This window comes from Methylobacterium sp. J-043 (assembly GCF_022829505.1).
GTDB classification, from domain to species: Bacteria; Pseudomonadota; Alphaproteobacteria; order Rhizobiales; family Beijerinckiaceae; genus Methylobacterium; species Methylobacterium extorquens_A.
The window spans coordinates 72,681-95,944 of the sequence record NZ_JAKSYB010000074.1 but is presented as its reverse complement, the minus strand read 5'-3'; the positions used below and the strand labels follow the sequence as shown (position 1 = coordinate 95,944).

Below are 23,264 nucleotides of genomic sequence, written 5' to 3'. Positions count from 1 at the left end.
CCCTCAACGCGCGAAGAGGCACCTCGGCTGCACTGGGTTCAGGCCGATCCCAATTCTTTCAGGTAGTGCGCCGCGGCATCCCGGTCGGCGGCGGCAGCCGCAAGGCCGACATACCCGTCGGGGCGCACCAGATGCAGGCGCCCCGGCTCAGGGTTCGTTCGCGGGACGGGCTGAACCAGACCGGGGAAGCGGGCGGCGAGCGCCGTGCCGCGCTCGGCATCCGCCGCGTAGAGAACGAAGCGCGGGTCGGCGCCCGCGCCCGGCGGCGGGCCGGCGGCATCCTCCGGCCGCCAGCGCCGGCCGGCGCCGGTGCCGACCGAGAGCGGCGAGGAGGGATAGCCGATCGCGATCTCGCTCATCGTCGCCGCCATCCGCCGCCGCACGGCGTGAAGGCCGAGGAGCCAATGCAGCGCGCGGTTGCGGACGGCCTGGGCGAGGGGGTGGGTGAGCGTCGCCATGGCGGTGAGCCGCCCGGCATTGCGCAGGACGATCTCGCCGACGGCGTTGCGCTCCGAACTGTAGCTGTCGAGGAGCCTCGGCGCGGCCGCGCCGCGCCGCACCAGGGCGAGCTTCCAAGCGAGGTTCACCGCGTCCTGCATGCCGGTGTTCATGCCCTGGCCCCCGGCCGGGCTGTGGATATGCGCGGCGTCCCCCACCAGGAACACACGGCCCCGGCCGTACTCCGAGACCTTCCGCTCGTGGATGCGGAAGCGGCTGAGCCAGACCGGATCGGACACCCGGATGCCGGGCCCGGCCCGCGCGGCGACCAGGGCCTGCACCTCGGCCAGCGTCGGATCGGGCCGCGGCTGGCCGTCCGCGCCTCCCACCGTGGCGACCACCCGCGCCCGGCCGCCGGGGATCGGAAAGATCACGAACGGCCCGTCCCGGTGGAGATAGACCGCGATCCTGTCGTTAGAGCCGTGCCCGACCACGTTGGGTCGGATCACGCCTCTATCCTCTTGTTTTGAGGCGCTTTCTTTCGACGAACCGGAAACCGCTTCGTCGGAAAGCGCTCTAGGCGGGGCGCCTGCGCCGTCGAGGCGGATATCGGCGAGCAGCCACTCGTCGCCCTGCGCCGTGCCGCGGAAGGGCAGGCCGAGCCCATGGCGCACGACGCTGTGGGCGCCGTCGCAGCCAATCAGGAAGGCCGCCGCCGCCCGCTCCTCGCGCCCGTCGGCGTGGGAGAGCCGTGCCTCCACCCCGTCGGGCGTCTGCGAGAAGACCGTGAGTTCGACCTCGCGCTCGACCGCGACCCCGAAGCCGCGGAGGTGCTCGGCCAGCAGCCGCTCGGTGTCGCTCTGCGGGATCATCAGCCCGAAGGCGTAGGGGCTGGCGATGTCGGAGAAGTCCGGGCCGCCGAGCACTCGGCCGCCGCCGCGCAGGGTCGCACCGCGGGCGCGCAGACCCGCCGCGAGGAACGCCTCGGTGCAGCCCATCCGGTCCATCAATTCGAGGGTGCGCGACCAGACGACGAGGGCCTTCGAGGTCTGCGTCGCCTGTGGCGCGCGGTCGATCAGCCGGACGCCGACGCCGTAGCGTGCCAGCTCGCAGGCGAGCGTCAGGCCGACCGGCCCGGCGCCGACGATGAGGACGTCTGCCATTGGCGGTGCCTCCGGTGTCATGCTGCTCCGGCCGGCTCCTGCGATCAATCCGCCATTTGCGTCGGGCGCCCATCCGTGCTGATGGCCCTGGGATGCGTGTGGACCTGTTCGATTTCGAGTTGCCGGAGGCGGCGATCGCCCTGCGGCCAGCGAGCCCGCGCGACGCGAGCCGCCTGCTCGTGGTGCGCCCCGGCGCACCTCTGGCGGATCGCGGCGTGCGCGACCTGCCCGCCCTCCTGAGCCCCGGCGACGCCCTCGTTTTCAACGACACGCGGGTGATCCCCGCGCGCCTCTCCGGCATCCGCCATCGGGCCGGCGGCTCGGGGCAGCGCTGCGAGGCGATGCTGCATCTGCGCGAGGCGCCCGACCGCTGGCGCGCCTTCGCTCGGCCCGCCAAGCGCCTCGCCCCCGGCGACCGCATCCGCTTCGGCAGCGAGGGCGCCAGCCAAGGAGCCGGCGAAGTCTGCGCTCTAGCCGGGCTCGACGCCACGGTGGAGGAGCGGGGGGAGGGCGGCGAGATCCTGCTGCGCTTCGACCTGTCCGGGCCGGCGCTCGACGAGGCCATTGCCGGGCTCGGCGCCCTGCCGCTGCCCCCCTACATCGCCGGCAAGCGGCCCACCGACGCGAGGGACACGACCGACTACCAGACCGTCTATGCCCGCGAGCCCGGGGCGGTGGCCGCCCCCACCGCCGGCCTGCATTTCTCGGACGGGTTGCTCGCCGGGATGGATGCGGCAGGGGTCGAGCGGGTCCACGTCACCCTGCATGTCGGGGCCGGCACCTTCCTCCCCGTGAAGGCGGACGACACCGACGCCCACCGGATGCACGCCGAGATCGGCCTCCTCGATGCCGCGACCGCCGCGCGGCTCAACGCCGTGCGGGCGCGGGGCAACCGGGTCGTCGCCGTCGGCACCACCGCCCTGCGGCTGCTGGAGAGCGCGGCCGGGCCCGACGGCACGATCCGCCCGTTCTCCGGGGCCACCGACATCTTCATCACGCCGGGCTACCGCTTCCGCGCGGTCGATGCCCTGGTGACGAACTTCCACCTGCCGCGCTCGACCCTGTTCATGCTGGTCTCGGCCTTTGCCGGCCTCGACACCATGCGCGCGGCCTATGCCCACGCGATCCAAACCGGCTATCGCTTCTACTCCTACGGCGATGCCAGCCTGCTGTTTCCGGAGCGCGCACCATGAGCAGCCGGCGCCCGCCGCTCCGGGTCGATGTCGCCCGCACCGTCGATCGCTTCCTCGGCCTGATAGCGAGCGAGGGCGGCCCCAGGCTGCGCGGGCTCTACCTCGTCGGCTCGGTGGCGCTGGGCGATTTCCGGCCCGGCCGCAGCAACATCGATTTCGTCGCCCTCCTCGACGGCCCCCTCAGCGAGGCGGAGACGGACGCGCTGGCGCGGGTCCACGCCGCCCTGGCGCGCGCCGGCGGGCCGCCTTTCGACGGGTTCTACTTGGCCGTCGAGGCCCTGCGGCACCCACCGGAACCCGACGCCGTCGTGCCCTTCAGCCTGGACGGGCAGCTTCGCAGCGGCGAGCCCTGCCGCGGGGTGAACCCGGCCACCTGGCGCTGCCTCGCCCGGTCGAGCCGACCGATCCTCGGGGCGACGCCGGCGGCGCTGAACATCGCCGACGACGACGCGACGCTGCGCGCCTACGGCCTCGCCCACCTCGAAACCCATTGGCGCCCCTGGCTCGCGCATCACGAGACGGCGCTGGCCGGCAAGGCGCCGGACGATGCCGGCGATGCGGGGTCCCTCGAATGGGGCGTGCTGGGGGTGGGCCGCATCATCGAGACCCTCGCCAGCGGCCGGATCGTCTCGAAGACCGAGGCCGGACGCCGCCTGACGGCCCTGCTGCCGAAGCCCTATCACGAGGCGGTCGAGGACGCCCTGGCGGCCCGTTTCGGCGACTTGGAGGAGGTGTCGCAGGCGACGATGCGAGCGGGCCTCGATGCGATGCGTTTCCTGATCGATGCCGCACCGGGCTATCTCGCCCGCCCCGAGCCTCCCACATCCCCGGACCGATGACCGAACCGCTCGCTCCCCCGACCGACTTCTCCTTCACGGTCTCCGCCGCCGACGGCCAGGCCCGCACGGGACATATCTCAACGACGCGTGGAAGAATCCGCACGCCGGCCTTCATGCCGGTGGGCACAGCCGCGACCGTCAAGGCGATGTACGCGGATCAGGTGCGCGATCTGGGTGCCGACGTGGTGCTCGGCAACACCTACCACCTGATGCTGCGCCCCGGTGCCGAGCGCATGGCGCGGCTCGGCGGCCTCCACCGCTTCATGCGCTGGGACGGCCCGATCCTCACCGATTCCGGCGGCTTCCAGGTGATGTCGCTCTCCGCGCTCCGGAAGATCGACGAGGAGGGCGTCACCTTCCGCTCGCATATCGACGGCACCGCCCACCGGATGAGTCCGGAGCGCTCCATCGAGATCCAAGGCCTGCTCGGCTCCGACATCCAGATGCAGCTCGACGAATGCGTGCGCCTGCCGGCCGAGCGGCCGGAGATCGAGAAGGCGATGCACCTGTCCCTGCGCTGGGCCGAGCGCTGCCGCGTCGCCTTCGGCGAGCAGCCGGGCAAGGCACTGTTCGGCATCGTCCAGGGCGGGGACGTACCCGAATTACGCATAGAGAGCGCGCGGGCGCTGACCGATCTCGGCCTCAAGGGCTACGCCATCGGCGGGCTTGCCGTCGGCGAGCCGCAGGCGGTGATGCTGGCGATGATCGAGACGGTGGAGCCGCATCTGCCGTCCGCCAAGCCGCGCTACCTCATGGGCGTCGGCACCCCCGACGACCTGATGCAGTCGGTGATGCGCGGCATCGACATGTTCGATTGCGTGATGCCGACCCGCGCCGGCCGCCACGGCCTCGCCTATACGAGGCACGGCCGGATCAACCTGCGCAACGCCCGCCACGCCGAGGACACGCGGCCGCTGGACGAGGCCTCGGACTGCCCAGCGGCGCGGGACTATTCGCGCGCCTATCTCCACCACCTCGTCCGCTCCGACGAGATTCTGGGGATGATGCTGCTGACCTGGAACAACCTCGCCTATTATCAGGCGCTGATGGCCGGCATGCGCGCGGCGATTGCGGCCGGGCGGCTCGCGGATTTCGTCGCCGAGACCAAGGACGGCTGGGCGCGGGCGGAGGCCGCCGCAAAGGGCTGACGATGCTCAAGTTTTCTGTTTTGACGCGCATTCTTTCGACGAACCGGTGACCATTTCGTCGAGGTGCGCTCTGAACCGAGCCCGTCGCCGGCCTCAGCGGAGGTCGGCGCGCTTCTGGGCCTTGTTGTAGCTGGTGATGGCCGCCTGGCAGCCCGGCGAGAGCTTGGCCTTGTTCTGCTTGAAGCAGGCGCGCACCTCGGTGCTGTCGGGCGCGAACTCGCCGCAATAGCTCAGGTAATCCCCGGTGCAGTGCTGCCGCAGGGCGTCGCGGTCCCCCGCCGGTGACGCCGCCGGGCCGGCCAGAGCCGCGCTCGTGGTGATCATCAGGGCAATGGCTGTGCGTGCGATCATGGGACTCTCTGCAACTCCGATATCATGGCTCCCGTTCGCCTCCGCTTTCGGGGCGGGCGCGGCAGGAGGACGACCCGGCATGGCTGGGCCGCGGGGTGTAGAACCTGCCGATCGGGCGAGAGTGCGGCCGGCTCGTGGCAGGCCAAGCCACACGGGCCAAGCCACTTATCCGCCACCGAGAACCACCCGTTCCGGGGCGCGGTTCATCGATTTTTCGGCCAAGGCGGCGTCCTGCTCCGGCCTACGGAGCGTGCGCCAGAACCCGGTAGGTGCCCTCGGGATCGTCCCGCCCGCTCGCGTGGGCCGCCTTCAGGCCGGCCACGATCCGGCCTGCGATCGGCAGCCGGTAATGCAGCGGATCCCAGTAGTTCGCGTCCTGCGCCGTGATCGGCGACGGGATGCGGAAATCGACCACGGTCGCGCCGTGCGCGGCGCCGATCCGCGTCACCTGCGTCTTGCAGGCGGCCTCTCGCGCCGCGGCGAGTGAGCCGGGCGCAGCCTGCTGCGAGACGTGGACGGGCGGGAAGACCAGAAGCGTCCGGGTCTCGGGCGGGGCCTGCGCCAGGAGCGCGTCGAGCCAGCCGAGTGCCGGCATCGGCGCGTCGGCGGGCGTCGGCCGGTAGTCCGGCGCGGCCTCGGCGGCGGCCTGGATAGCCTGCGCGTTCCGGATATGCGCCTGCGCGCGGGCCGCGTCGTACAGCGCCTCGGGCGGGGTGAAGACCGCGTAGCCGTTGCCTGCAAGCCGCGCGCGCACGAACCCGAGCCGGTGCAATGCGCCCTCGACGGCGATGCCGAGGCTCTGCCAATTCACCTGCCGCAGGGCGTCCCACAGGGTAATGCGTTCGTAGAGCCACGCGGGAAAGGCGCGGAATGTCAGGCGGCGCTCGGCCGCATCCGGCTCGCACCAGGTCGGGTCGATGCCGAACAGCAGCGTCGTCGGCCGCTCGTGGCGCAGGTAGAGCCGGGCCAGCTCGCTCTGCTCGTAGGGGGTCGCCGCATTCATCGACAGGTTGGCGAAGCGCCCCGCGAAGGCGCGGCCAAGATCCGCCGGGTCGAGCAGGCGCAAGGTCGAGGTACCGAACACCGCCGCGTCGTAGGCGCCGCTACGCGCGATCTGCGGGTACATGAAGCGCTGGTTGCCATCCATCAACGGCCCCTGCACCCGCCCCGGCCCGGCCCGCAATCCGTAGGGGTCGAGGGCGGCCACGAAGCCGATGCAGACAGCGCCGAGAACCGCCGCCACAGCCAGGAACAGCAGGACGAAACGACGCCATTCCGGCGGCGCACCCGCCGGGTTCGCTCTCGTCATCGGGTTTCGCATCTACTCAGCGGTTGGCACCATGCGGAAGCCGTGTTGACCCTCCCGGCCCGACCCCCTATTGCGAGCCCCACGCCCCGAGCGCAACCGGCCCGCCCCACGGCGGCCCTGCGCGAACCGGGTGCGAGCGCGTAGCTCAGTTGGTAGAGCAACGGACTTTTAATCTGTAGGTCCTGGGTTCGAGTCCCAGCGCGCTCACCATTCTAATCAATAGGTTAGACGCAGTTCGTTTGACTCCCGATTAGGCCGGGTAACCCTGGGGGTAACCCGATCAGGTGCGACTCCCTGAAATGACGCATTCTTCTCAGAGCCCCCACCCGCCTTTCATTTACAGCGAGTTAAATTTCAGCATAAATTGTGACCGCGGCTCACGCCTCGGGATGGCATGCAGCTATTGCAATCCGTAAGCTCGTCATTTTTCAGTATTACCCAATAAGAGAATACAAAAATATGGCCAGACAGATTGGAAGAAACGCCTGGTCAATCGATGTTCATAGCGAGCCTGCAATTATACGTTCGTATAGGCAGAATTTATTAGTATTTGCTGATGACCTGTCTGCACAGGTCATCCGCCTCAGAAATTCCTATCAGGGCAATGCTGGAAAAAAAGTTGGCTCTACGCGAAAATTCCAAATATTTATCGAGCATTTTCGGCGGCAATATAAAAATTCTCGTCGACAGCGGGGATGACATTCATCTTGTGCTTGATTTTTTTGCTCGCGAGGCAGAAGAGTCAAACAAATCGCAGCAAAAGATCAGTTTTTAAAGAGGCCGCTTAGCAAGGACACTATTGGGGATCGCATCCTGCGGATCGTAGATGACATCAGAAATATCTATGCGCTCGTTTCTCACCAATATAGCCTTATAGAACAAAATAAAACATCTATTCCGAATGTTCCTGATCAGCAGCCCGCCCCGATCAAAGTCAACATCACTGATAACCATCTCTACCTAATATCATCTCAAACACAAATTGGGACAATATCTGCTGGTTCTCTAGAAAATCTTCGAGCGGCAATTCAAAATTTATTATCAAGAACTATAGATCAGATCGCATCCAACTCCAATGTTGATCCTAGGCTCGCCCCAAATCTCAGGGGCCTGAACTCTTATCTAGAATATAGAATGGACGCAATGCCAATTGAGGCACTGGGTTTGAATTATCAATTTGCACGCCGCAGCTTCGCTGCTACACGGGACACAGTACCGGATCTGGTGGTTGAGCAAATAGATCAAATATTATCTACAGTTAATGTAATTCTTAATCAATATGACGAGTGGCGTCTATATATTGCCACAGAAACTGCTCTGAACTTACCTCCATCTTCTATGCAAGCTGTCATGGAGATCGGCCAACAAGTAGAGGAGTTTTTCGAAGACAATGATGAATTGGTTGAACCAAAACTAATCAATAGGCTCAAGGAAATCACTGATGCCTATTCACAAGGCTTAGTAAACCTCAAGTCGGCTGCCGTCCCATTGATAGAAAGCCTCGGAAATATTTTTTCAGAGTTGTCACGCTTTATCATAAGCAACTCGCCAGTGGCACTAGATACCATTGGGTCATCAGGAACTATTATATTATTTCTTGGATTTGCCATAAAATCAATTGAAACTTTCACGCCAACTCTTTCGAGCTTTCCACCCTTAAGCTTCCTCATTGATGTTCAAAAGTTCGCACATAAACAATTCTCTCTTCTCAAAGACGATCTACCAAGTCAGGGCTAGGTTGGGGAGCGAACTACCCCTGCTACATCGAGATACTGATCGAGATTTATTTCCAGGTTCGCACAGCAGGCTAGCCGTAGGAGTCGGCTGCCACCATGAAGCAGACTAGATTCGATCGCCGGCCGGGAGCCGTCTGAGCTCTGCCACTGATGGGGCGAGGCGTGGAGGCGCCACAGGCCTACTGCCACCGTTTCAGGATCTTCGTGGAGATTCCCGCCCGGGTGAGCGTGGTGAGCTGGCAGAACTTGCCTGCTGCCAAATCTCCGCCCTGCGCAGGCTGGCCATCCTCGATATGCTCGAACAGGTGTCCACGTTGCGTCTCCATGACGTGGACGGCCAGAGTTGCCGGGTATTTGCGCAAGTCTTCCGCGTAGATCTCACCGAGTTTTAACTGAAAATTTGCATCACTTGGGGTGACAAGCAGGTTTTCTATTTTTGTCAGGCGCCAGGAAGGGATGCTATCCCATACAAAACTGGAGATGGTGCAAGCCTCCAATTGATCCCACTCGGACGAAAACCCTGCAATGATGAAGCGAGCGCGCCGCGGAGATTTGTCGCCGGATTTTTCCGCTACCTCCCAATACCGGTGGCACACGGCCTTTTAATCTGTAGGTCCTGGGTTCGAGTCCCAGCGCGCTCACCATCGATCTTGCTTCGCCATGGCCTGATCGTAGGGCCAATGCGATCAATCCAGGCATTTCTCGAAGTAGATCTGCCGGATGCGCTCCTTGTCGTCGAAACCGGCACTGCGGGAGCTGAGGAGTTCCGGCCCATCCGGCACCCGGCCGAAGCTTTTATCGGACAGATCGACCACGAAGCCGCGTTCGCCCGTGTAGAGCCCTTCTCTGTTCTTCACGTTGACCGACCCGCAGATCAGGGATGCGCCACTGCGGCGCAGCACCGTGACCTTCGCGTCCGGGTTCTTGAGATGCTGTTCGATCAGGCCAATCACCGTTCGGGTACTCTCGGCGCCGATCGCCTTGTCGGTGCCGTCCTCCACCGTCACGGCGCGGGCCTCCCCAGGGGCGAGCAAGAAGCCGCCAGCAGCAGCGGCCAAATAGATGACAGCATAACAGACTGAAGCTGATCGCAGTGCCCATGCCGCCATAACTGTGTCTCCCTGCTTATTATGTTTCGCTCAACGTCGCGGCAATGCTGCTCTGACTGATTGAGACGCATGGAAATCCCGCCGAACGTTACGATGGCACGTCTTTCGGAGGCAGGAAATGTCCCGAGAGATGCCTGGGGACGGCATGAAGCCGGTTCCGTCGCCCCCTCCCTTGAAGGCGCTTGATCGCCGGCCGCCGCGCGGTCATCCCGGCGGGAAAGCTCCGCGCGAGATCCCTATGAACACCCCACCGCCCCCCACGCTGCACGCACTCCGCCGCGGCCACTTCGCCGGGGCCAAAGTGCTGCGCCTCAGCGGAAAACTCGAAGAATTCCCGCCCGAAATCTTCGGCCTCGCCGACACTCTGGAACTGCTGGATCTGAGCGATTGCGGCCTCACCGAACTCCCGGATGACATCGGCCGGCTCAAGCGGCTGCGCGTCCTGTTCTGCTCGGGCAACCGCTTCGAACGGCTGCCGCCCGCCCTCGGGGATTGCCCGGCGCTGAGCCAGGTCGGGTTCCGCGCCACCGGCTTGCGGGAGGTGCCGGGCGAGGCGCTGCCGCCGGCCCTGCGCTGGCTCACGCTGACCGATAACCGGATCGCGCATCTGCCCGACGCCCTCGGCCGGCGCCCGCACCTGCAGAAGCTGATGCTGGCGGGAAACCGGCTGGAGGCGCTGCCCGCCTCGCTCGAAGGCGCGCAAAACCTCGAATTGCTGCGCCTCTCCGCCAACTGCTTCGACGCGCTGCCCGCGTGGCTGACGGCGCTGCCGCGGCTCGCCTGGATCGCCTGGGCTGGCAATCCTCTCGACGGCGATCCGGCGCCGGCCCGCGTGCCGCAGGTGCCGTGGGAGGCGCTGGCAGTCGGCCCGTGCCTCGGCGAGGGAGCCTCGGGGCGGATCCACCGGGCGCTGTGGCGTCGGCCGGACGGGGAGGCGGCGGTCGCGGTCAAACTGTTCAAGGGCCGCATGACCAGCGACGGGCTGCCCGAACAAGAGATGGCGGCCTGCCTCGCCGCCGGCCGGCATCCCCACCTCACCGGCGCGCTCGGGCGGATCGAGGGGCATCCGGACCGGGTGCAGGGGCTCTTGATGCCGCTGATCCCGGAAGGCTGGCGGGTCCTGGCCGGATCGCCGAGCCTGGAAAGCTGCAGCCGCGACGTCTACGCGCCGGACTTCGCCCTGCCGCCGGAGACGGCCCTGCGGATCGCGACCGGCGTGGCGCAGGCGGCCGCCCATCTTCACGGAAGCGGCGTGCTCCACGGCGACCTCTACGGCCACAACACCTTGTGGGACGGGGGTGCGGGCGAGGCGGTGCTGAGCGATTTCGGGGCCGCCTCCGTGCTGCCGCCCGGCGAGGCCGGCGCCCCCTGGCAGCGGATCGAGACCCGCGCCTGGGGCCTCCTGCTCGGCGAGTTGCTCGACCGCTGCGCGACCGAGCCCGCCGACATCGCAGGTTTGCGCGCGCTGGAGCAGGCCTGCCGGCAGGCCGATCCGCGGGCGCGGCCGTCGATGGCGGAGGTTGTGCGCACCATATCCCCGCATCTGTCGCTGGATCGTCACATGGATGCGTGATCCATCGCGGGTTCCGCCGCGTTGTGCCTGTCCCGGACGATGCGGCAGGATGCAGGCTCGCATCCGCCACAACCCTTACGAGGAGCAGGACGAAACCGCATGAGCGACCCGCGCGAGATCGAGCTGAAGCTGGAATGCGAGCCCTCCGACCTCGCCGTCCTGCAGGATCATCCGCTCCTGCGGGAGGCAGCGGTGCAGGGGGAGGCCGCGCTCGCCTCCGTCTATTTCGACACGCCGGACCGGCAGTTGCACGCATCCGGCCTCGGCCTGCGAGTGCGCGAGAGCGAGGGGTGCTTCGTCCAGACCCTCAAGGCCGAGGGTGACGGCCTGTTCGACCGGCCGGAATGGGAGCAGCCGGTCGCGGGCTCCGAGCCGGACCGGGCGGCGCTCGCCGACACGCCGTTCGCGCGCCGCATCGCGGCCGACGCCGCGCTGGAGCCGCTCTTCACCACCCGGATCACCCGGCGGACCTACCTCGTCGAGCAGGGTGAGTCCCGTATCGAGGTCGCCCTCGACACCGGCCGGATCGAGGCACCCGCCGTCGGCGACCGCATCCTGTCGATCTGCGAGATCGAGCTCGAATTGAAGGCGGGAATCGCAAGCGACGTGTTCGCCCTCGCCTACGCCGTCGCCGCCCTCGTGCCGGTGCGGCTCGGGGTGCGCAGCAAGGCCGAGCGCGGCTACGCGCTGGCCGCCGGCAAGATCGACCGAGTGCGCAAGTCGGAGCCTGTGCCGCTGCGCGACGAGATGAGCGCGGCCGACGCGTTCCGCGCCGTCGCCCATGCCTGCCTGCGCCACATGCGCATCAACGAGGATATCCTGCTTCAGAGCCGCGACGCCGAGGCGCTGCACCAGATGCGCGTCGCAATCCGGCGTCTGCGCTCGGCGTTTTCACTGTTCGGAGACCTCGTGGACGACCCGCTCGGCGTTCGCATCCGCGCCGAATTGAAGGCGATGACCGAGCCGCTGGGCCGGGGGCGCAACCTCGATGTCTTCCTCGCCACCATTCTGCCGGCCGAGCGCGAGCGGCATCCCGACGAGACCGGGCTGCTCGGCCTCGAGCGGCAGCTCGAAGACGAGCGCGCGAAGGCTTATGACGACATCGCCAAGCTGCTGCGCTCCGATGCGTGGCGGATGCTGCTGCTTGACCTCATCGGCTGGATCAATGCCGGCCCCTGGCTGCGGGACGAGAGCCCCGGCCGCGTCGCCCTGCGCGCGGAGCCGGCCCGCGTCTTCGCCGCCCGCGAACTCGACCGGCGGCGGCGGCAGGTGAAGCGGCGCGGGCGCCATCTCGACGACCTCGACCCCGAGGAGCGCCACCGGGTGCGCATCGCCGCCAAGAAGCTGCGCTACGGCGCGGAGTTCTTCGCGCCCCTGTTTCCCGGCAAGAAGGCGGGCAAGCGCCACGGCGCCTTCGGCAAGGCGCTCTCCGACCTGCAGGACCATCTCGGCGCGCTCAACGACATCGCCACCGGCCACGAACTGATGCGGGACCTGACGGTCGAGCCGACCGGCGCCACGACGCTGTTCGCCGCCGGGATGACGGCGGCCGATATCGAGGCGCGCAGCCGCAAACTCCTGGAGGAAGCGGCCGAGGCGCACGAGGATCTCGTCGACACCAAGCCGTTCTGGCGTTGAGGTTACCCCGAATCGCGAGAGGGCGATACGCGGGAGGCGATGGCGCTCAACCTGTGAGTACCGTAAGGCGGGGCGACGGAAGGGGGCGGGGAGACATCCCGCCGCCAGGATCCTTTTGTATCGATGCGTTTCAAGGTCGAGCGAAAATTCCTCGTGGCCGATGACGGCTGGAAGGCGGGCGTCGTCAGCCGGCGCCGGCTGACCGACGGGCTGATCGGGCAGTTCGACACCGGCAAGGTGCGGGTTCGGCTCGACGAGGACCGGGCGTGGCTCACCATCAAGGGCGCGCGCGTCGGCCTCGGCCGGCCGGAATACGAGTACGAGATTCCGCGGGCGGACGCGGAATCGATGATGAGCCTCGTCTGCGACACCTGCTTCATCGAGAAGACGCGCCATTGCGTGCCGCATGCCGGGCTCGTCTGGGAGGTCGATGTCTATGGCGGGAGTCTGGCCGGGATGGTCCTGGCCGAGGTGGAGCTGGAGCACGAGGCCCAGGCGTTCGAGCGACCGGCCTGGCTCGGCCGCGAAGTGACCGGGGACCCGCGCTTCCGCCAATCGGCGCTGCTGCGCCGCTTCGGCGAGGCTGGGCGCGGCGTCACCTTGGACGAGGTGCTGGCCGCCCCGCCGTAAGGGGCGGGCGACCATACGATTTCGTTGCCGCCTCGGACCGCGCTATGAAGGCTGCGGAAGAGTCTCTCAAGCAAGGGAGCGGGGGTGGTGGGGCAGGCGGCGCGTCCGGGCTTTGGCCGCATCCTCCGTCTGCGCCGGCCCACTTGGCCCACCTTCCGTCAGCTTCGTCTCGGCAGCGGCCTCGTGCTGTTCGCCTATGTCCTCACGCACCTGCTCTGCCATGCGCTGGGCAACATCTCGCTCGATGCGCTGGAGACCGGGCTCGCGGTGAAGGTCGCGCTCTGGCGCACGCCGCCCGCGCTGATCCTCCTCTACGGGGCGCTTCTCCTCCACCTCGTCCTCGGGCTTCACGCCTTCTACGAGCGGCGCTTCTACCGGGTGCGGCCGGTCGAGACCGCGCAGCTTCTGCTCGGCCTTGCCGTCCCCTTGCTCCTGCTCAGCCATGTCGTCGGCACGCGCCTCGCCTGGAGCGTGGAAGGGCTCGACCGGGGCTATGCGCAGATTCTCTACGCCACCTGGGTCGCCGCACCGGGCCAGGGGATGATGCAGGCGGCGGGCCTTGTCGTGGCGTGGCTGCACGGCTGCTTCGGGCTTTACTTCTGGCTCAGGCTGAAGCGCGGCTTTCCCCGCGCCGCGCCCTGGTTGCTCGCGGGCGCGGTGCTGGTGCCGGTGCTGGCGCTCCTCGGTGTGGTGCAGGGTGGACGCAGCGTCGCGGCACTTGCCGCCGATGCCGCATGGCGGGCGCAGGAACTCGGGCCGAACCATCTCGGCCTGGCCGAGCAGACCGAACGGCTGGGGGCGATCCGGCGCGGGCTGTTCTCGGCCTACCTGGCCGCGCTCGCCCTCGTCCTGCTCGCGCGCGGCGCCCGCACCCTCGCCGAGACGCGGGGTGGCTTCGTGCGCATCGGCTATCCCGACGGGCGCACCGTCCGCATGCCGCGGGGGAGCAGCGTCTTGGAGGCGAGCCGGCGCGGCCGCATCCCGCATGCGAGCGTCTGCGGCGGGCGCGGCCGCTGCTCGACCTGCCGCATCCGGGTCGTCGATACCGAGCGCAGCCGACCCCTGCCGGAGCCGGAACGGGCGGAGCGCCTCGTCCTCGACCGCATCGGCGCGAGCCCCGGCATCCGGCTCGCATGCCAGCTTAGGCCCGACCGCGACCTCACCGTCGCGCCGCTGTTCACGCCTCAGGCCCGCGCCGCGTCCGCGCGTGATCCGGAGCGGGCCGCGACCGGCGAGGAGCGGTTCGTCGTCGTGCTTTTCGCCGACCTGCGCGGCTCGACCCGGTTCGCGGAGGAGCACCTGCCCTACGATACCGTCTTCGTCATCGGCCGCTTCCTCGGCGCGGTCGGCCGGGCGGTGCGCGAGGCGGGCGGCTCGGTGAACCAGCATCTCGGCGACGGGCTGATGGCGATCTTCGGCCTCGATCGCGATCCGAAGCACGCGGCCCGCGATGCCCTGAAGTCCGTCGACGGCATCGCCCGCCACGTCGAGCAGCTCAACCGCATGCTCGCCGCCGATCTCGGTGAGCGCCTGCGCTACGGCGTTGGCCTGCATGCGGGCATGGCCATCGTCGGCGAGTTCGGGGACGAGACCGAATCTCGCTTCACGGTCCTCGGCGACACGGTCAACGTCGCCGCCCGGCTCGAGGGTCTAACCGGGCCGATGCGGCAGGTCGCGATCGTCTCGGAAGCTGTCTACGAAGCCGCGGGCCTCAGCCCCGACACGCTTCAGGAGCTGACGCTGACGGGGCGCGCTCAGCCGCTCAGGGCGCGTCTGATCGGCGCCGACGCGTCGGCCGCGCTTCAGGACGGCTGATCGGTCCAACCTCTACGCGCGCAGGAACGCCAGGAGATCCTCGGTCAGCCGGTCCTTGTGGGTGAACGGGATGGCGTGCGGCGCGCCCGCGTAGACTTCGAGATGGGCACCGGGAATGGCATCCGCCGCGGCCTTGCCGCTGATGTCGAAGGGCACCGTCTGATCGCCATCGCCATGGATGACCAGGGTCGGCACCCGGAACGCCACCATGTCGGCGCGGAAATCCGTTCCGCCGAAGGCGCGCACACAATCGACTGTCGCCTTTGGCGAGGCGCGCATCGCCAGCAGCCCCGTCCAGGCCATCAGCTCCGACGACGCCGGGGAGGAGAGCAGCCCGGCGCCGAAGAAGCTCTTGACGAAGTTCGACCAGAAATGCGGCCGGTCCTTCTCGATCGCCTCGATCATCCCCTCGAAAACGCTGGCATCGACGCCTTCGGGATGATCGGGCGTCTTGGCAAGCATCGGCGTCACCGCGGAGACGAGCACCGCGCGCGCCACTCGTGCGCCGCCATGGCGCGAGAGGTAGCGGGCGATCTCGCCGCCGCCCATCGAGAAGCCGACGAGGGTCACCTCCTGAAGGTCGAGCCCGTCGAGCACGGCCTTCAGGTCGTCGGCGAAGGTGTCGTAGTCGTAGCCGCTCCAGGGCTGGTCCGAGCGCCCGAACCCACGCCGGTCGTAGGCGATGGTGCGAAAGCCTGCCTGAGTCAGGGCCGGCTGCTGATACTCCCACATGTCGGCATCGAGCGGCCAGCCGTGGATCAGCACGACCGGAGGCCCGCTGCCCCAATCCTTGTAGAAGAGGCGCGTCGCGTCCCTAGTCTCGATGAAGGGCATGCCGGGCTCCTTGAACGAGGGACGCGGACGCGCCCCCCTTTGGTCCGTCGGGGTCGGAGAGGATCGGCTCAGCGGGCCGGGGGCGCCTTGGTCGAGCCGGTGGCGTCGGAAGCGGGCGGCTTGATCGCCCACAGCTCCGTCGGCAGGCTCAGCGGCGCGCCGGGCTTGTAATCGACCGAATCCTGGATATGCGAGGTGGTGACGTAGATCGTCCCGTCCGGTCCTTCGCTGAAGGTGTCGGGCCAGCGCAGGCTCGGGTCCTGCACCAACGTCGTCAGGCCGTCCTTGCCGCCGGCGAGGTCGCGCACCTTCACCGCGTTGTCCTGGGGCGAGGTCACGTACATCCGCCCGTCGCGGCGGGCGATCAGCAGGCCGTCGGCAACGCCGTTCTCGCCGACCTTCGCCACCTTGCCCGAGAGGCTCTTGTCGGTGAGCGTGTCGGGCACCATCGAGGCGGCGGCCCAGCCGGTGAGCGCATCGGTCGGCAGGCTGTAGAGCGTCTTGCCCTTGATCGCCTGCCAGTAGAGCGTCTTGCCGTCGTTCGAGAGGGCGATGCCGTCGGCGGAGAACGCCACGCCGCGCCCGTCGGGACGGCGCAGCGGCTTGCCGTCGTAGCTCACGGTCACCGAGGTGTCGGGCATGGTCGAGGGATCACCCGAGAGAATGCGCTTGGCCGAGCCGCTGTCGAGATCGACGACGATCAGCGCGCCCTCGGCACCGGAATCGGTGAGGTAGGCGGTCTTGCCGTCCGGCGAGATCCGAACGTCGTTGAGGTAGGAGGCCTGGAGCACCGTGCTGGTGTCGAAGGGAATCGTCTTGATCACCTTGTTGGTCTTCAGGTCGATCCCGACGAGTTTTGGGCCGTCCTTGATCACATGCGCCATGGCGGGGGCCGCAGCATCCACCACCCAGAGCCGGTCCTGCCCGTCGGCGACGACGCTCTGCACGCAGACGAAATGGTCCTTCGGCGAGAGTTCGTCGGCCCGTGCGTTGCGCCACGCGTTCCATTGGTCGTCGGGGAAGGGGACGGGCTTGCCGTCCTTCAACTCAGCCACCGAGACCGGCGCATCCTCACTCCAGCGCGGGAAGTTGACGAAGATGCGCCCGTCGCGGGCCACCGTGATGCCGGTGACCTGATGCTCGAAGCTGGCGACCTTGGTGAGCGCGGCTTTTCCCTCCTGCGCTCGGGCGGGGAGGGGGCTCGCCATCGTGCCCGCGAGGAGGGCTGCGGCAAGGGCGGTCAGGGTTCTGGTCATGGTCGGGCAGCCTTAGGCGAAAACATCGGTCGCAATCACCCGTCGGAACCCCGGCCCGGCCGGCCGGGGTCCTTCACGAAACCGTTGCCCCCGTCAGGCCGGCACCTCCTCGATCGAGCCCGGCTCCGCTTCCGGCACGCGGTTGCGCTCGTGGCGGAAGCGGGAGAGGGCCTGATAGGTCTTCAATCGTGCCCGCATCAGCGAACCGAGGGGACGGTGCGCCGCAAGGCTGTGGGCAGGGCGGAAGGAGAGCACGTCGTCGGCGTAGTGGCGCCGCGCCTCGCTGAACGCGTCCTGCGCCGGCAGAACGAGGCGGGCGACGGTGCGGTAGGGGCTCAGCGCCTCGTCCCAGCGCTTCGAGGCGTCCTCGACCGGCATGTCGTCGAGGTTCAGGCAGAGTTGGACGCGGATTTCGAACACCGCCTCGCGGCCTTCGAGATAGCTCAGCACCGCGTGGCGGAAGACGTTCCCGTCCTCGCTGCCGGTGTCGAGCCGCTCGTCGGCGAGCGCCGCCTGGGCCGGGGAAGCGGGAAAGGCCGCGAGCTTGGCAACGTGGTCGCCGTAGCGGAGCGCGGCCTGCGAGTAGTACGGCTCGGCCAGTGGATGGTGCGGCACGTGGCCGAAGAAGTCGAGGAGCGGCGAACTCTCGCCCTTCACCGATTTCACCACCCCGTCGAGCACCCGCGCGCCCTGTGAAACCGCCGCTTTCACCCCTTCCGGCGCGGAGGTTGCGGCCTCCAGCTGCTTCATGCTGCCTAAGAAACCCTTGGCATCGGGATTGGGAAAGACCGGCCCGGTGGCGAACACGAAGTCCTGGGTCGGCGCATCGTGGCCGGGCAGCTTGTCACCCTCGACGCCGAGCACCTTGATCGCCATGCCGCGGTGGGTCGAGACGCGGTCCTTCAGGAGTTCGCCGGCCCCTTGCGCGAAGCGCACGATGACGGAATGCGTGCCGGCCTTCGCGAACAGGCCTTGCGCCAATTCGGGCGGAAGGTTCGGGAGAATTTCCAGCTCGCCGACGGCAACGCCGCTGATCTTGGCGTGCGACGCCCGCACCGCGTGCCCGTAGCGCTCGGCGGTGATCTCGCTCTCGTGGGTCATCGAGGCGATGATCCGATCGATGATCTCGTTCTCGTCGGGGCTCGGCGTCTCGATACCGTCGTGGTAGCGAATCGGTGCAGCGCTCATGGAATTTCTCGCGTCTCAGCAGATCTGAGAGAGCGAACCGGGGGAACGCGTAAAAGTTCGGACCGAACCCCGGCCTGCAACTTCTCATCGCGTATCTTTGATGAACCGGGCGGTGGCGCGAGTTCCGACCCGGAGTTCGCTGGAACGGTTCAGGTTCGCTCGCCGTTACAGGCGCAGATTTATCCCAATCGGAGGATTGTCATGCGCAAATCCCTTCTCGCTGCCGCCGCTCTCCTGACGCTCGCCGGGGCCTCGGGCGCCGTGGCCCAGACCACCGTGATCGAGCGCGACGCGCCGGATCGGGTCGTGGTGGATCGCGCGCCCAGCAGCTCCTCGACCACCGTCGAGCGGCGCGAGCATTCGGACGGCTGCTCCAGCAAGACGGTGACGAAGGAAAACGACATGGGCGACCGCAAGACGGTCACCAAGGAGAACTGCGACTGATTCGTTCGGAGTTTCGGTCCTGAAAACGAAGAACCCGCCGCGGAGGACCGCGGCGGGTTCTTCGTTTGCGATGTTCGGGTTCAGGCGTGCGCGAGCACGGCGAGCAGAAGCAGCGCGATGATGTTGGTGATCTTGATCGCCGGGTTCACGGCGGGGCCCGCCGTGTCCTTGTAGGGGTCGCCGACGGTGTCGCCGGTCACGGCCGCCTTGTGCGCGTCCGAGCCCTTGCCGCCGTGGTGGCCGTCCTCGATGTACTTCTTGGCGTTGTCCCAGGCGCCGCCGCCCGACGTCATCGAGATCGCGACGTAGAGACCGGTCAGGATCACGCCGAGCAGCGAGGCGCCGACCGTGGCGAAAGCCTGCGACTTGCCCGCGATCGCCTGGATCACGAAGAAGATCACGATCGGCGACAGCACCGGCAGGAGCGAGGGGAGGATCATCTCCTTGATCGCCGCCCGGGTCAGCATGTCCACCGCGCGGCCGTAATCCGGCCGGTCGGTGCCCTGCATGATGCCGGGCTTGGCCCGGAACTGGCGACGCACCTCTTCGACCACCGCGCCGGCGGCACGCCCGACCGCCGTCATCGCCATGCCCGCGAACAGGAACGGGATCAGGCCGCCGAGCAGCAGGCCAACGACGACGAAGGGGTTGGAGAGCGAGAAATCGACGCTCACGCCCTGGAAGAAGCGGTACTGCGTCGGGCTGGCATTGGCGATGAAGTAGTTCAGGTCCGAGGTGTAGGCGGCGAACAGCACCAGGGCGCCGAGACCCGCCGAGCCGATGGCGTAGCCCTTGGTGACGGCCTTGGTGGTGTTGCCGACCGCATCGAGCGCATCCGTCGCCTTGCGTACGTCCGGGGGCAGGCCCGCCATCTCGGCGATGCCGCCCGCGTTGTCGGTGACCGGACCGAAGGCATCGAGCGCCACGATGAAGCCCGCCAGCGCCAGCATCGCGGTCACCGCGATGGCGATGCCGAACAGGCCGGCGAGCGCATAGGTCGCGATGATGCCCGCCACGATGACCAGGGCCGGCAGCGCCGTCGATTCGAGCGAGATCGCGAGCCCCTGGATCACGTTGGTGCCATGCCCGGTGACGGACGCCGTGGCGATTGACTTCACCGGCCGGAAGTTCGTGCCGGTATAGTACTCGGTGATGACGACGATCAGCGCCGTGATGACGAGGCCGAGCACCGCGCAGGCCAACAGTGCGCCTGAGGTGAAGGTCACGCCGGTATTGGTGGTGAAGCTGGTCGAGAAGCCGCCGAACAGGGCGAAGTTCACCGCGGCGATGGCGGCGATCGAGAGCACGCCCGCCGCGATCAGACCCTTGTAGAGCGCGCCCATGATCGACTGGTTGGCACCGAGCTTCACCGCGTAGGTGCCGGCGATCGACGTGACGATGCAGGCCGCCCCGATGGCGAGCGGGTAGATCATCATCGCTTCGAGCACGGGCGCGTTGCCGGCAAAGAAGATCGCGGCGAGCACCATGGTGGCGACCACGGTCACCGCGTAGGTCTCGAACAGGTCCGCGGCCATGCCGGCGCAGTCGCCGACATTGTCGCCCACGTTGTCGGCGATGGTGGCGGGGTTGCGCGGATCATCTTCCGGAATGCCGGCTTCGACCTTGCCGACGAGATCGCCGCCGACATCGGCGCCTTTGGTGAAGATGCCGCCGCCCAGCCGCGCGAAGATCGAGATCAGCGAGGCGCCAAAGCCCAAAGCCACCAGCGCGTCGATGACTTCGCGGCTTCCCGGCGCCAGCCCGGCGCCGCGGGTGAGGAACAGGTAGTAGAGAGCGACGCCGAGCAGCGCGAGGCCCGCCACCAGCATGCCGGTGACCGCGCCGGACTTGAAGGCGACCTCCAGCCCGCCGCCGAGCGACTGCGTGGCGGCCTGCGCCGTGCGGACGTTGGCGCGAACCGAGACGTTCATGCCGATGAAGCCGGCTGCGCCCGAGAGCACCGCGCCGATCAGGAAGCCGATGGCGACCTTGATGCCGAGAAAGTAGGCGAGAAAGACGAAGAGGACGACGCCGACGATCCCAATCGTGGCGTATTGGCGCCTGAGATAAGCCTGCGCACCCTCGGCGATGGCGCCTGCGATTTCCTGCATGCGCTGGGTGCCGGCATCGCGTCGCATTACGTCACGGATAGTCACGACACCGTAGGCAACGGCGCAGAGCCCGCCCACGATGATCAGCAAAAGTGCGGTCATGCGTGCGTCCTTAGATTTTTGATTGTGGTTTGCCGAGCCCGGCCGGAATGGCCGTCGGACGTTGCTGCGACGTTGCTCGGCTTCAGGCGCCCTCCCTGGAGAACCTGAACTTAACTGCCAAACTTCGGCGTCCAGCGCAAATGCCTCGTGCCGTTGAGAACCTTTCGAAACGGCCAAGACGCAAAATAATGACAAGTTTCGTGTTGTTGCAGTGCAATCGCTGCGGCGCCAGTCACGAAAACGGAACCGCTTCCACGTTCCTTCCGGACAGGTCCGACGCGGATCTTTCCCTCTGTCGGCGCAGAGTATCGGGGGCCGGGAGCGCCTCGGAGGCCGCCCGGTTTCGGCTCAGCTCGTGAAGCCGGAGGCATCGACGGTCAGTGCCGACGATGAGCCGCTTTCAGCCACCTGCCGGCGCAGATGCCGGTTCTCGTCCTCGAGACGCGCATGAGCCTTTTCGCCGTCGCGCAGCGTCGCTAGGAGGTGATCGTTGAGCACCATCGTTCGCTGCCGATCCCCGACGGCGATCGACACCTGAATGAGGGCGGCCTCACGCTCGGCGACGAGCCTCTCCCGATCCTGTAGGAATCGGCGCATGGCCCGCACCGCCGTCCGGTTGCTGCTCTCGAGGATCGCCAGCCGATGGTCGGCCACCGCCAGCCGGCGCTGCGTTTCGCGCAACAGCGCCTGGATCGCCTCGCAATCGGTGTCGGACGTCACGACGGCTCCTGCGGCCTCATCCGTCGTCGGAATCCGCGTGAGGAGGGCACGCCCCCGCTGAAGCAGGTCACGCAGCGGCATCGGAGCCCCCCAGCGACGCGCGCATCGGCGGCGATGCATCGAGATCGCCCTCGTCCGCGCGGCGTGTCCCCGGCGTCAACGTGCCGGCGAGCCGGCTCTCGAGACGACCGATCTGCGCGGCATGGTGGCGATACTCCGCCGACGCGCGCAGCCATGTCAGCAGCGGCGCCATCTCTGCGGGCGCGCGCGGCGTCTCAATGACGGACAAGGGTTCCTCCAGACCGAGCCATTCGTGACGAGCCGCGGCCTCGATCCAGTTCGATGCGAGCGGGGCGTCCTCGTCCATGAACAACAGGCCGGACAGGAACAGGACCCGCTGTATCATCACGGTCGAGATCTCGACATGGCATTCGCCGACGATCTCCGGATAGACGCGCCCGCCGAAGCTGCCGGTCGCGACCGTCTCACCGCCCCTGCGATAGGAGCTGTGCGAGGCGAGACAACCCAGAGCGGACATGCGCGCGACCTGACGCGCGATCTTCTCGGGAACGAAGACATCCGGGGCCATCAGCAATGCGACGTAGGCGCCGCGGGCCGCCGTGAGCCCAAGGCGAAGGCGGCCGGGAAGCCGCGGCTCCGGCGTCGGCCGCAGCACCCGGTCACAGCCGCCTCGGCCGAGGGCGGTGAGGACCGAGGGGTCTCCGACCAAGATCATCTCGTCCGGCGGCCGGGTCTGGGCTTCCACGCTGTCGATCGTGCGGCGTGCGGCATCAAGATCGGTTCCGACATCGATGACCACCGAGACCGAGGCCTCCGCAGCACAGCTGCGCGCCATCCGGTCGGCCCGATCGGCGACCCGTCGGTTCGGACTCCGGTAGCGCAGGAAGCCGCCGGTCCGCCTCAGGAAGCGTTCCCGGCTTCCGTCCACCACCGCGGCCTCGACCTCGCTCGTCTCGTCGAGCACGTCGCTCCAGAAGGCGCTGTTCTCGGACAGGGCATCGCGGCGGTGGGAGCCCTGATCCGGATGGAGCCGCGAACGCAGGAGGCAGTGAGGAACGTGGACGAAATGGGCCTCGCGGGTCAGCCTCCACCACATCCGGTAGTCCTGGGTGTAGGGATAGCGCGTATCGAAGCCGCCGACGCGCAGAAGCAGATCGCGGGCAATCAGGATCGTGCAGCCGTTGATCAGTCCCTCGTAGAAGGCGAGGCGCGGGTTGAGCGCCAGAGCGGCGGGGTCGAGCCGCTGCTCGCCGGTGATGCAGCCCGCCGCGTCGATCCAAGACAGATCGGAGAACAGGCAGACGTCTTCACGGTCGAGCGTGTCGAGGATCCTGACCTGCCGCTCGGTCTTCCCGGGCTCGAACAGGTCGTCGTGCGACAGCCAGGAGAACAGGCGGCCGGAGGCGTGGGCAAGGGCGGTGTTGAGCGCGACCGCCACCCCCATATTGGGCTGCTGCAGGGTGCGGATGCGGTCGCCGAAGGCGCGCGCGACGGCCAAAGTCTGCCCATCGTCGTCGGAGCCGTCATCGACGACGATGATCTCCGTCTCCGGATGGCTCTGGCACAGTGCGCTCTCGATCGCCTCGCCGAGATAGTTCGCGCCGTTGTGGACGGGAATCGCGATGGTGACGCTGCGGTCGCCCAAG

The 23,264-nt window shown here is 67.6% G+C and carries 20 protein-coding genes and 1 tRNA gene; 10 read left to right on the top strand and 11 right to left on the bottom strand.

Going from position 1 to position 23,264, the window contains the following annotated elements; genetic code table 11:
• Window positions 1-38 precede the first annotated feature (38 nt).
• On the bottom strand, window positions 39-1,601 hold the full coding sequence (locus tag MKK50_RS23040) for an FAD-dependent monooxygenase (protein WP_499025510.1): 1,563 nt from the start codon (window positions 1,599-1,601) through the stop codon (window positions 39-41).
• A gap of 92 nt (window positions 1,602-1,693) precedes the next feature.
• Here MKK50_RS23040 and queA point away from each other — a divergent pair, with 92 nt between their 5' ends.
• The 3 genes from queA to tgt are packed head-to-tail and all read left to right on the top strand — an operon-like array spanning window position 1,694 to window position 4,781.
• Window positions 1,694-2,794, top strand: a complete 1,101-nt coding sequence (queA, locus tag MKK50_RS23035) for a tRNA preQ1(34) S-adenosylmethionine ribosyltransferase-isomerase QueA (RefSeq protein ID WP_499025508.1) — start codon at window positions 1,694-1,696, stop codon at window positions 2,792-2,794.
• Window positions 2,791-3,633 (top strand): nucleotidyltransferase domain-containing protein, encoded by an 843-nt coding sequence (locus tag MKK50_RS23030; protein WP_499025507.1) that lies wholly within the window; start codon window positions 2,791-2,793, stop codon window positions 3,631-3,633. Before queA ends, MKK50_RS23030 begins: the two co-directional genes overlap by 4 nt.
• The gene (tgt, locus tag MKK50_RS23025) at window positions 3,630-4,781 is read left to right on the top strand and encodes a tRNA guanosine(34) transglycosylase Tgt (protein WP_499025506.1); all 1,152 of its coding nucleotides are present in this window, start codon (window positions 3,630-3,632) and stop codon (window positions 4,779-4,781) included. The genes MKK50_RS23030 and tgt overlap by 4 nt, the downstream gene beginning before the upstream one ends.
• 93 nt (window positions 4,782-4,874) lie before the next feature.
• Here tgt and MKK50_RS23020 read toward each other — a convergent pair whose 3' ends face one another.
• A complete protein-coding gene (locus MKK50_RS23020) occupies window positions 4,875-5,132 on the bottom strand; it encodes a hypothetical protein (RefSeq protein ID WP_499025504.1) in 258 nt (85 codons plus the stop codon).
• 241 nt (window positions 5,133-5,373) lie between these two features.
• Window positions 5,374-6,441 (bottom strand): hypothetical protein, encoded by a 1,068-nt coding sequence (locus MKK50_RS23015; protein WP_499025502.1) that lies wholly within the window; start codon window positions 6,439-6,441, stop codon window positions 5,374-5,376.
• Between the two features lie 134 nt (window positions 6,442-6,575).
• On the opposite strand from MKK50_RS23015, the gene MKK50_RS23010 reads away from it, so the two are divergent.
• Together MKK50_RS23010 and MKK50_RS23005 are read left to right on the top strand one after the other, a co-directional pair.
• A tRNA-Lys gene (locus MKK50_RS23010) sits at window positions 6,576-6,651 on the top strand.
• Between the two features lie 924 nt (window positions 6,652-7,575).
• On the top strand, window positions 7,576-8,178 hold the full coding sequence (locus MKK50_RS23005) for a hypothetical protein (protein ID WP_499025500.1): 603 nt from the start codon (window positions 7,576-7,578) through the stop codon (window positions 8,176-8,178).
• A gap of 178 nt (window positions 8,179-8,356) precedes the next feature.
• Here the strand turns inward: MKK50_RS23005 and MKK50_RS23000 are convergent, their stop codons facing one another.
• Together MKK50_RS23000 and MKK50_RS22995 are read right to left on the bottom strand one after the other, a co-directional pair.
• On the bottom strand, window positions 8,357-8,773 hold the full coding sequence (locus MKK50_RS23000; protein ID WP_499025498.1) for a hypothetical protein: 417 nt from the start codon (window positions 8,771-8,773) through the stop codon (window positions 8,357-8,359).
• 90 nt (window positions 8,774-8,863) lie between these two features.
• On the bottom strand, window positions 8,864-9,184 hold the full coding sequence (locus tag MKK50_RS22995) for a hypothetical protein (protein WP_499025496.1): 321 nt from the start codon (window positions 9,182-9,184) through the stop codon (window positions 8,864-8,866).
• 340 nt (window positions 9,185-9,524) lie between these two features.
• On the opposite strand from MKK50_RS22995, the gene MKK50_RS22990 reads away from it, so the two are divergent.
• The 4 genes from MKK50_RS22990 (at window position 9,525) to MKK50_RS22975 (ending at window position 14,942) form a co-directional block, all read left to right on the top strand.
• The gene (locus tag MKK50_RS22990; RefSeq protein ID WP_499025494.1) at window positions 9,525-10,859 is read left to right on the top strand and encodes a leucine-rich repeat-containing protein kinase family protein; all 1,335 of its coding nucleotides are present in this window, start codon (window positions 9,525-9,527) and stop codon (window positions 10,857-10,859) included.
• Between the two features lie 99 nt (window positions 10,860-10,958).
• A complete protein-coding gene (locus tag MKK50_RS22985; RefSeq protein WP_499025493.1) occupies window positions 10,959-12,497 on the top strand; it encodes a CYTH and CHAD domain-containing protein in 1,539 nt (512 codons plus the stop codon).
• A gap of 123 nt (window positions 12,498-12,620) precedes the next feature.
• Window positions 12,621-13,127, top strand: coding sequence for a CYTH domain-containing protein (locus tag MKK50_RS22980; protein WP_499025492.1), 507 nt, complete (start codon window positions 12,621-12,623; stop codon window positions 13,125-13,127).
• 87 nt (window positions 13,128-13,214) lie between these two features.
• A complete protein-coding gene (locus tag MKK50_RS22975; protein WP_499025490.1) occupies window positions 13,215-14,942 on the top strand; it encodes an adenylate/guanylate cyclase domain-containing protein in 1,728 nt (575 codons plus the stop codon).
• 12 nt (window positions 14,943-14,954) lie between these two features.
• Here the strand turns inward: MKK50_RS22975 and MKK50_RS22970 are convergent, their stop codons facing one another.
• From MKK50_RS22970 to MKK50_RS22960, 3 genes are all read right to left on the bottom strand, one after another.
• Window positions 14,955-15,776: an alpha/beta fold hydrolase gene (locus MKK50_RS22970; protein WP_499025488.1), complete on the bottom strand. Its 822-nt coding sequence runs from the start codon at window positions 15,774-15,776 to the stop codon at window positions 14,955-14,957.
• A 68-nt stretch (window positions 15,777-15,844) separates the two neighbouring features.
• The gene (locus tag MKK50_RS22965; RefSeq protein WP_499025487.1) at window positions 15,845-17,032 is read right to left on the bottom strand and encodes an L-dopachrome tautomerase-related protein; all 1,188 of its coding nucleotides are present in this window, start codon (window positions 17,030-17,032) and stop codon (window positions 15,845-15,847) included.
• Between the two features lie 93 nt (window positions 17,033-17,125).
• Complete coding sequence (locus MKK50_RS22960) at window positions 17,126-18,220, bottom strand: catalase family protein (RefSeq protein ID WP_499025485.1); 1,095 nt, start codon at window positions 18,218-18,220, stop codon at window positions 17,126-17,128.
• A gap of 201 nt (window positions 18,221-18,421) precedes the next feature.
• Here MKK50_RS22960 and MKK50_RS22955 point away from each other — a divergent pair, with 201 nt between their 5' ends.
• Window positions 18,422-18,664 (top strand): hypothetical protein, encoded by a 243-nt coding sequence (locus tag MKK50_RS22955; protein ID WP_253371244.1) that lies wholly within the window; start codon window positions 18,422-18,424, stop codon window positions 18,662-18,664.
• Between the two features lie 80 nt (window positions 18,665-18,744).
• Here the strand turns inward: MKK50_RS22955 and MKK50_RS22950 are convergent, their stop codons facing one another.
• The 3 genes from MKK50_RS22950 to MKK50_RS22940 all read right to left on the bottom strand — a co-directional run bounded on the left by MKK50_RS22950 (window position 18,745) and on the right by MKK50_RS22940 (window position 23,263).
• Window positions 18,745-20,877, bottom strand: coding sequence for a sodium-translocating pyrophosphatase (locus MKK50_RS22950; RefSeq protein WP_253371242.1), 2,133 nt, complete (start codon window positions 20,875-20,877; stop codon window positions 18,745-18,747).
• A 348-nt stretch (window positions 20,878-21,225) separates the two neighbouring features.
• Window positions 21,226-21,678 carry a hypothetical protein gene (locus tag MKK50_RS22945; RefSeq protein ID WP_499025483.1) on the bottom strand — a complete coding sequence of 151 codons (453 nt, stop codon included), beginning with the start codon at window positions 21,676-21,678 and terminating at the stop codon, window positions 21,226-21,228.
• On the bottom strand, window positions 21,665-23,263 hold the full coding sequence (locus MKK50_RS22940) for a glycosyltransferase (RefSeq protein ID WP_499025482.1): 1,599 nt from the start codon (window positions 23,261-23,263) through the stop codon (window positions 21,665-21,667). Before MKK50_RS22940 ends, MKK50_RS22945 begins: the two co-directional genes overlap by 14 nt.
• Window position 23,264 lies beyond the last annotated feature (1 nt).